We start from the raw sequence: 7,707 nt of genomic DNA, 5'->3' as shown, positions 1-7,707 counted from the left end.
GAAAAACGGGCGGGTGAGGTGGTCGGCAGGGTCAGATGAGTATAAGAGAACAGCCCTTGAAGCTTTCCAGAGCATCACCGACCATCTTGATCGCATCCTCGTCCAGATGGTTGGTTGGCTCATCAATGGTAATGGCTTGAGGCTCCTCGTAGAGGGCACAGCCGATCTGGGCACGTTTCCTCTCTCCATGGCTCAGTGTTTTCCAGCGATAGAACCAGTCTCGATCAATCTGCAACAGACCATGGAGCCTGCAGGCTTCCCTGTCATAGGCTCCAGTAAAGGTCTCGAAGTTTGGAGGAGGGTCATCGGTCCTCTGTGCTACATAGGTAGTATGTTCGGGACGGATAACTGTTCCTTTCTCTGGTTTCAGAATTCCGCTTGCAAGTTGCAGCAGGGTACTTTTACCGGCCCCATTTGCTCCAAGAATCGCGGTCCAGCCAACAGCAAAGGTCAGATCGATGTTCTCAAAAAGAGGCAGTGTTGCTTGTGGATATTGGAATCGTAATGATGATACATGAATCGTTGTCTTGCCCATGATTTTGGTCTCCCTTATCGGGGTACGGGCATATTTCCGGTAGAGCTAACATAACTATACCAATCGAATACACCGAACCCCTCATTTGTGTTGTGAGTGTTCTACTTGTGTGATTCGATTAGTTCTTCATTGCTGTAAGGCGCTCCATGGTTTGTAGTATTTCTATCTTTTTATACCAGACTATCGAAGGATTAGCAATGCTGGTTCATTTGTATCTGTTGGCATACTCTGTGAAGTAATGTGTTTTCCTATTGTGATATACACTTATTATAATATTGTATTGTAATTACTTACACTATTCTCTATTTGTAATGCTGGTTGTCTCTCCATTCCATTATGAGCATACTTGTAAGTGAAGAGAGGGAGCTAACCGGCTGAGCATCTGAGCACTACTAGCAAGCGGTCGGGGATTCCTCTCTTCATCTGTTCAGATGCTCCTGCAGGAACCCCAAATTCCGTAAGCCCATTCAAGATTATTTCGCTAGCGCTACATTCAGCGAATGGTTTCCACCAAAAGCAAAACTCCCCATCCTTATAGGACAGGGAGCTCTCTGTTTTGCCGCCTCTCAGAATTGAACTGAGGACACAAGGATTTTCAGTCCTTTGCTCTACCAACTGAGCTAAAGCGGCGTCAACGTCATCTTGTATACCCTAATTCTCTCACACTTGTCAACACCTTTTGGGAAAAACAGGGGAATCTTGCCCAAACAACCCCCATCTGTTACAGTCTGGTTGTCATGAACACCACACAACCGGTACTGCTTTCAGTCGAACATTTGAGCTTCTCCTTTTCCAAGGACAAGCAAATTCTTGGGGACATAAGCTTCTCAGTCAGCCAAGGAAGCTTCACGCTTATCAGCGGGCCAAATGGTGCTGGAAAAAGCATCCTCCTGCGTTGTCTCAAGGGTTTACTGAAACCTAGCGGTGGATCAATCTACCTCTCGGGAGAGGATGTAACAAAGAATCCGAAAAAAAGACTTCACTCCATAGGTTTGGTGTTTCAGGATGCTGATACCCAGATAGTAGGGCAGACGGTGGAGAAGGACATCCGTTTCGGTATGGAAAACCTCTCTGTGGATGAAACCGAACAAAAGAGAAGACTGGATGAAGTCCTTGCCCTGATGAACCTCCAGAACCAGAGAGACCAGCGTCCTCGTACGCTCAGTGGAGGGGAGAAAAGAAAACTCTCGATAGCTGGTATTTTGGTCATGGACCCGAAACTGATCATTCTTGATGAGCCGTTTGCCAACCTCGACTACCGCTCTGCAGTAAGTGTATTGGAAACACTGCTTGCATTGCAGCAAAGTGGACACACGATCATCATCGTCAGCCATGAAATCGACAAGGTCCTTGCACATGCTGACCAGGTACTTGTACTGGAAGCAGGACTGGTTGCTGTACAAGGGACAAAACACTCTGTGTTTGAACACCTGGAAGACCATGGCATGTATGTCCCGAAAACAAGCAATGTTGAGGACCTGACATGGCTGAAGCACTGATCTTCCACTACCGGAAACAAGAGAGATTTCTCAACCACTGCAACCCGATGACCAAGTTTCTCTCTGTCATCGTCCTCTGCCTTGCCCTGATCTATATCTCACTGTGGGGCATTCTGATAATTTTCTCTGCCTTGCTGATTGCTGGCATTTCCCAACGCTTGCCGCTTAGGCAGTATCAGAGAGAGCTCAGGTTCTTCTTGGTCCTTCTGGCCCTGATCACCATCATGGAGTATGTTTCCAGCAACGACTGGCTACGCACAGCCTCTGCATTCTTCCGGTTCAGCACCATCATACTCTCAGGCATCCTTATTGCAGACAGTACCGCCCCAGATGACCTAGCCAGGTCACTGGGGAGTCTATTGGACAAGGTCCCTTTCATCAATGGATGGAGAATAGCAAGCAGTATTGAACTCACGCTCTCTCTGCTTCCCATGATATTCGATGCCTCCCTTGAAGCGAATACCGCGAGAAAAGCAAGACTGGAAATCAGAAGGAATCCTTACAGAACCATCATAGGACTCTCCACCAGTATCTTTCTCTTGTTGCTGGATAAGGCAGAGGACCTTTCACTTGCCCTTGAAGCAAGAAACCACGACCCGGACATGCCGCGCACCCGCCTTCGTTATGGGAGAAATGACGCACTGCTCTGTCTATTGGTTATGCTGATCACTCCCGCCAGCTTCGTGGTATAATAATCCCATGCAAGACAAAGAGAGCTTGAGGGCACAGCTGCTATTTCAAGAAAAAACCTTGCGAGGAACTGGCTTCACTGGAGAAGACCGCTTGAGTTGCTCTGCATTGCTCTCTAGTGCGCTCTACAAAGATGCCTCTTGGATCTTTGGCTTCTTCCCCCTTCCATCTGAGGTTGATATCAGAGTCATTCTGCATGATGCAATAGCACACAAGCATCTTGCCTTACCACTTTGCAGGCCTGATGGAACCATGAGCTTTCAGGAGGTGTTGAGCCTGGATCATTTACATACAGGAAGTCTGGGAATTACTGAGCCTCTAGAGGGGAGCGCTGTAATGCCTTCCAACGACACCCTTATTCTGGTCCCTGGAGTTGCCTTCACCCACCAGAGAGAACGCCTTGGAAGAGGCAAAGGCTACTACGATCGGTTTCTACATTTGTATAGGGAATCATACACGCTCGGCATCTGCCGGAAACATCAACTTCTTAAGAACATCCCAACTGATCAGTGGGACATTGAGGTCAATGGACTATTATGTGGGGGAACCTTCTTCTAGGCTGGGCCGTTGGCAGAACCAGACAAACTCCTGGTTAGCCATCATGGAAAGGAACCGCCGGCAAGTCTCGTCACTCTTGCTTTGATGAAGATTCAGGAGATGTTCTCGCATCTGCTCGGTACGCACTCCCCTCAGAATGGAACTTAAGGCACCTAAGTACTCCATCTGGATGGAAGGGGAAGAGGCAATCACAAACAGGAGATGGACAGGCATCCCATCACTACTCCCGTACTCTATACCCTCTTTGCTGATTCCCAATGCGATATGAACTTCATTGATACCGAGAATCTTTCCATGGGCAATAGCAACCCCATGCCCAATACCCGTTGACTGAATATGCTCACGACGAAGCACCCCGCGCTTGAAACGCTCGAGGTCTGGGAGAGAAGTGAACACTGAACAGGAATCTATCACTTCCAGAATGGCCTGGGTCTTATCTTTCGACGTAAGCTGACAGATCACCGATTGGCAATCATTAAGAATATCCACTGGGTAACTATACACAAAGGAAGTAAGTGTATCAAGGGAGCGAAACTGGTGAACCAGATCCGCCCCCAGTCACTTTTATGCCAGATCCTCTAGATAGGCATTCATTGCCTTGGCGGCCTTTCTTCCCTGCCCCATGGCAAGGATAACCGTTGCAGCACCGAGGACGATATCACCGCCTGCATAGACCCCCCTAAGCGTGGTCTCACAGGTCTCCTCATTGACGATGAAGTTACCTCTTCTATTAACCTCAATACCATCAGTGGTTGCCTTGATGAGAGGATTGCTGTCATTCCCGATAGCAATAATGGCGGTATCGAAGTCAAAGATTTTCTCACTGCCTGGAATCTCTACAGGACGACGACGCCCAGAAGCGTCAGGCTCTCCCAACTCACAGGTGATCAACTCAACACCGTTTACCCTTCCCTTCTCATCAGCGGTAATCTTAAGGGGCGAGTGAAGGAACAGGAACTTAATGCCCTCTTCCTTTGCGTGATTCACTTCCTCGCGTCGGGCAGGCATTTCCAACTCCGTGCGGCGATAGACAACAACCACTTCCTCTGCACCAAGACGCTTTGCAGTCCTTGCAGCATCCATTGCAACGTTTCCACCACCAAAGACAGCAACCTTCTTGGACTGGTAGAGTGGAGTGCGTGACTTCCCCACAGCATATGCCTTCATCAGGTTGCTCCGGGTCAGGTACTCATTTGCTGAGAACACCCCTACATAGTTCTCTCCCTCAATGCCGAGGAACTTGGGAAGTCCTGCCCCCGATCCGACAAATACAGCATCAAAGCCATCCCTCTCCATCAGGTCGGTAATCTTTCGTGTCTTCCCTACCAGGTAGTTGGGTCTGATTTCAACACCCATATCCTTGAGATTCTGCAATTCATGTTCCACAATCTTCTTGGGAAGACGGAACTCAGGAATACCATAGACCAACACTCCCCCAGCCTTGTGCAGTGCCTCGAACATCACTACAGAGTGGCCTTCCCTGCGCAGATCTGCAGCAGCTGAGATACTTGCAGGACCAGAGCCTACAACAGCAACCTTGCGTCCACTATCACTCTTGATGTGGGGAACTTTCTCAAGATCATGCTCTCTTGCATAGTCAGCAACATAGCGTTCAATGCGACCAATGGAAACCGACTGCTCGACATCCTTGTGCATCTTTCCTACGGTACAAAACTTCTGGCATTGTGCTTCCTGAGGGCAGACACGACCACAGATGGATGGCAAGAGGCTGCTCTCCTTGATGATCTCCACGGACTTTCCATAGTTTCCCTTTGCAGCCTCTGCGATAAAGGCAGGGATATTGATGGAAACAGGACAACCAGCAATACAGGGTTCATTCTTGCACTGGAGACAGCGCATGGCCTCAACGCGAACCTGGTTGTCCGTATAACCGAGGGCAACCTCTTCCATATTGCAAACGCGAACCTCTGGAGCCTGGCTTGGCATCTCCTGGAGGGGAATCTGTGCCCTATCCCTAGGGCTGAGTGTCTTATCTTTTAGTTGCTCGAGCAACTCTTTTGCTTGGGCGTCAAGTGTTTCTTTCGTTATATGCATATGCCTAAGCCTCTCCTTCGTTGATATTCAGTCCAATATGGCAGCGGTGGTGTGCCTCTGCTTCCTCACTCTTATAGGTACCGAGACGAAGCAACATATTGTCCCAATCAACCAGATGACCATCAAATTCAGGACCATCGACACAGACAAACTTTGTCTCTCCGCCGATAGTGACACGACAACCACCACACATACCTGTGCCATCGATCATGATGGTGTTCAGGGATACAATGGTATGGATGCCATAGGGCTTGGTGGTGAGGGCGGCAAACTTCATCATGACAGGAGGCCCGATAATGACCACACAATCGGGTTTGTCCTCTTCACAAATCTCCTTAAGGGGAACTGTTACCAAGGCTTTTCTTCCATAGGTACCATCATCAGTGACAACAATCACTTCATCAGCAGTTTCCCGCATTTCCTCTTCCATGATCAGGAGTTCTTTTGTTCGTGCGCCCATGATCACCGTAACCTCATTGCCGGCTTTCTTCATTCCTTCCACAATAGGGAAGAGAGGGGCAACACCTATGCCTCCCCCAACACAGACAACCTTTCCATACTTCTTGATATCGGTTGGCTTGCCAAGAGGGCCCAACAGGTTTTCGATGGCATCCCCGATCTCGAGCAACGCAAGACGGTGGGTTGTCTCTCCCACTGCCTGGAAGATCAAGGTAATTGAACCTTTTACAGGATCTGCATTGGCTATGGTCAAAGGAATACGTTCGCCAAATTCCCCACCCATCTGCAGGATGATGAACTGACCGGGTTTTCTTGCCTCTGCGATCTCAGGGGCTTCAATCTCCATGCGGAACACTTCCTTCGATAACCGTTGTTTAGCCAGAATTTTGTTCATGTCTTCTCCTCAGCATGATATCGTGGCATATCGAAACCTTCCGACAAGGATGCAGAACGGGATCATGCAAACTTCGCGTGGAAAATATCGCTAATGCTGTCTTACTACGTTGTATTTAGTATTCTTTTATCACTCTGAAGTGTCAAGTATGTCTTGCCCAACTCCCAATGAGCTGGCACACTACGCATAGGAGAAGTAACCATGATCAAAAAAGCAACAACTATGCAAGAAACCATTAAAGAGAAAATGAGAGAAGGAACAGGACAAGTCGTCCTGAAAGCCCTTGCTGATGAAGGCAGTGTAGCCCATTGCAGACTCTTCTCTGAGATTCGTCTGGAGAAAGGCTGCAGTATCGGGGAACACAATCATGTAAACGAAACTGAGTATTACTGGATAACATCAGGGAAAGGCATTGTTACTGAAGTCGATGGTGACAAGGTCGTGGAAAAAGGAGATCTGGTCATCACCGGTGGTGGTGCAAGTCACGCAATCAGGAATGAGGAAGCAGAGCCCCTTACCTTCCTGGCCTTAATCATTCTCGACTGACATAGACACAAGACAGCCTGCAGAAATCTGCAGGCTGTTCTAAGCAAAGGGGTGGATACTGCCACTATACGGAGTACTTTCTTACTTGATCTTCACTTCAATGGTCTTGGGAAGTGCTTCCTTCTTCTTTGGAAGGGTGATGGTCAAGACACCGTCGGCAAACTCGCCTTCAATATTTCCTTCATCAATATCCTCGGGAAGACTGAAGGAACGCTCAAACTTCTTGAAGTATCGCTCACGAACAAGGTTCTTCTGCTTTTCATCAGCACTCTTCAGACTCTGCTTGTCACTACTGATCTTCAGGACATGCTTCTCGATATTGACACTAACCTCTTCCTGCTTATACCCAGCAAGCTCAGCCTCGATTACATATGCTTTCTCGGTTTCATAGATATCTACTGGGGGAATTTTACTTCGATTGGTGCCCCAGTCAGCCCAAAGGTCATTAAATAAGGAATCGAATCCCGAAACAGGGTTGCTGTTATTGTACGTTACATAATATTTCATGTTGACACCTCCATGTGGTCATTGTGTTTCTTTTAGTTACACAAAGTATGATGCAATCAGCATGCCAACTTTTTTATTCATTCACATATTTTCATATAATAAATTTTTATTTCTATATATATTATATATTTATTAACTTCCTAATAAAAATACAATACCCATCATACATCATCCCCTCATACAGTAGCTGTACATGCTTTGAGTCATATTGACACAAGGGGGTCGAAAAGACCCTCTTATTGTCACCATCTGACACAATCCCTAGGAAAAATAGCGAACAGCACCCCAAAACAACCCAGCATCAGGAACTGAAGGAGTATTTGTGTAGAGCCGGCTTACAATCCTTTCGCTGTGAGCCATCCGTCCAAAGACCTTACCATCCTGGCTGCTTATCCCCTCGATAGCCCACAGAGAGCCATTGGGTGCAAGGGGCTTACCTCTCTCATCGACATACTGAGTTGCAA

General features: G+C 47.7%; 10 protein-coding genes and 1 tRNA gene. 4 read left to right on the top strand and 7 right to left on the bottom strand.

The genetic code is table 11. From position 1 onward, the window contains the following. Nucleotides 1-31: 31 nt before the first annotated feature. Both JF818_RS09480 and JF818_RS09475 read right to left on the bottom strand, forming a co-directional pair. Nucleotides 32-535: an ATP-binding cassette domain-containing protein gene (locus tag JF818_RS09480; RefSeq protein WP_198891771.1), complete on the bottom strand. Its 504-nt coding sequence runs from the start codon at nt 533-535 to the stop codon at nt 32-34. A 557-nt stretch (nt 536-1,092) separates the two neighbouring features. Beyond that, nucleotides 1,093-1,165, bottom strand: a tRNA-Phe gene (locus JF818_RS09475). 107 nt (nt 1,166-1,272) lie between these two features. On the opposite strand from JF818_RS09475, the gene JF818_RS09470 reads away from it, so the two are divergent. Genes JF818_RS09470 through JF818_RS09460 form a run of 3 tightly spaced genes read left to right on the top strand, consistent with a single transcriptional unit; the run spans nt 1,273 to nt 3,282 of the window. Then, nucleotides 1,273-2,034, top strand: a complete 762-nt coding sequence (locus JF818_RS09470) for an energy-coupling factor ABC transporter ATP-binding protein (protein WP_198891770.1) — start codon at nt 1,273-1,275, stop codon at nt 2,032-2,034. Continuing rightward, nucleotides 2,019-2,726 carry an energy-coupling factor transporter transmembrane protein EcfT gene (locus JF818_RS09465; protein ID WP_198891769.1) on the top strand — a complete coding sequence of 236 codons (708 nt, stop codon included), beginning with the start codon at nt 2,019-2,021 and terminating at the stop codon, nt 2,724-2,726. The genes JF818_RS09470 and JF818_RS09465 overlap by 16 nt, the downstream gene beginning before the upstream one ends. A 7-nt stretch (nt 2,727-2,733) precedes the next feature. Then, a complete protein-coding gene (locus tag JF818_RS09460) occupies nt 2,734-3,282 on the top strand; it encodes a 5-formyltetrahydrofolate cyclo-ligase (RefSeq protein ID WP_198891768.1) in 549 nt (182 codons plus the stop codon). Here JF818_RS09460 and JF818_RS09455 read toward each other — a convergent pair. The 3 genes from JF818_RS09455 to JF818_RS09445 form a co-directional block, all read right to left on the bottom strand. After that, nucleotides 3,259-3,771, bottom strand: a complete 513-nt coding sequence (locus JF818_RS09455) for a PTS sugar transporter subunit IIA (protein WP_370570321.1) — start codon at nt 3,769-3,771, stop codon at nt 3,259-3,261. The genes JF818_RS09460 and JF818_RS09455 overlap by 24 nt on opposite strands. 75 nt (nt 3,772-3,846) lie before the next feature. Beyond that, entirely contained in the window at nt 3,847-5,337 is a 1,491-nt protein-coding gene (gene gltA, locus JF818_RS09450) for an NADPH-dependent glutamate synthase (protein WP_198891767.1), read from the bottom strand. A gap of 4 nt (nt 5,338-5,341) precedes the next feature. Beyond that, entirely contained in the window at nt 5,342-6,190 is an 849-nt protein-coding gene (locus JF818_RS09445; RefSeq protein WP_198891766.1) for a sulfide/dihydroorotate dehydrogenase-like FAD/NAD-binding protein, read from the bottom strand. A 201-nt stretch (nt 6,191-6,391) separates the two neighbouring features. Here JF818_RS09445 and JF818_RS09440 point away from each other — a divergent pair, with 201 nt between their 5' ends. After that, entirely contained in the window at nt 6,392-6,736 is a 345-nt protein-coding gene (locus JF818_RS09440; RefSeq protein ID WP_198891765.1) for a cupin domain-containing protein, read from the top strand. 81 nt (nt 6,737-6,817) lie between these two features. On the opposite strand, the gene JF818_RS09435 is transcribed toward JF818_RS09440, so the two are convergent. Next, on the bottom strand, nt 6,818-7,243 hold the full coding sequence (locus JF818_RS09435) for an Hsp20/alpha crystallin family protein (protein ID WP_198891764.1): 426 nt from the start codon (nt 7,241-7,243) through the stop codon (nt 6,818-6,820). 261 nt (nt 7,244-7,504) lie between these two features. Continuing rightward, the coding region (locus JF818_RS09430) for a phosphoribosylformylglycinamidine synthase subunit PurQ (protein WP_198891763.1) at nt 7,505-7,707 on the bottom strand (203 nt) is incomplete at its 5' end.

Source organism: Sphaerochaeta sp. S2 (assembly GCF_016406725.1).
Classification (GTDB): domain Bacteria; phylum Spirochaetota; class Spirochaetia; order Sphaerochaetales; family Sphaerochaetaceae; genus Sphaerochaeta.
Note: the sequence above shows the minus strand (reverse complement) of the source record. Positions and strands in the feature narration are given on the sequence as shown.

What these genes read in the sequence shown, in the direction of transcription:
- JF818_RS09460 (WP_198891768.1), top strand. Translation starts at nt 2,734, where the DNA reads ATGCAAGACAAAGAGAGCTTGAGGGCACAGCTGCTATTTCAAGAAAAA.
- JF818_RS09440 (WP_198891765.1), top strand. Translation starts at nt 6,392, where the DNA reads ATGATCAAAAAAGCAACAACTATGCAAGAAACCATTAAAGAGAAAATG.
- JF818_RS09445 (WP_198891766.1), bottom strand. Translation starts at nt 6,190, where the DNA reads ATGAACAAAATTCTGGCTAAACAACGGTTATCGAAGGAAGTGTTCCGC.
- JF818_RS09480 (WP_198891771.1), bottom strand. Translation starts at nt 535, where the DNA reads ATGGGCAAGACAACGATTCATGTATCATCATTACGATTCCAATATCCA.
- JF818_RS09435 (WP_198891764.1), bottom strand. Translation starts at nt 7,243, where the DNA reads ATGAAATATTATGTAACGTACAATAACAGCAACCCTGTTTCGGGATTC.
- gltA (WP_198891767.1), bottom strand. Translation starts at nt 5,337, where the DNA reads ATGCATATAACGAAAGAAACACTTGACGCCCAAGCAAAAGAGTTGCTC.
- JF818_RS09465 (WP_198891769.1), top strand. Translation starts at nt 2,019, where the DNA reads ATGGCTGAAGCACTGATCTTCCACTACCGGAAACAAGAGAGATTTCTC.
- JF818_RS09470 (WP_198891770.1), top strand. Translation starts at nt 1,273, where the DNA reads ATGAACACCACACAACCGGTACTGCTTTCAGTCGAACATTTGAGCTTC.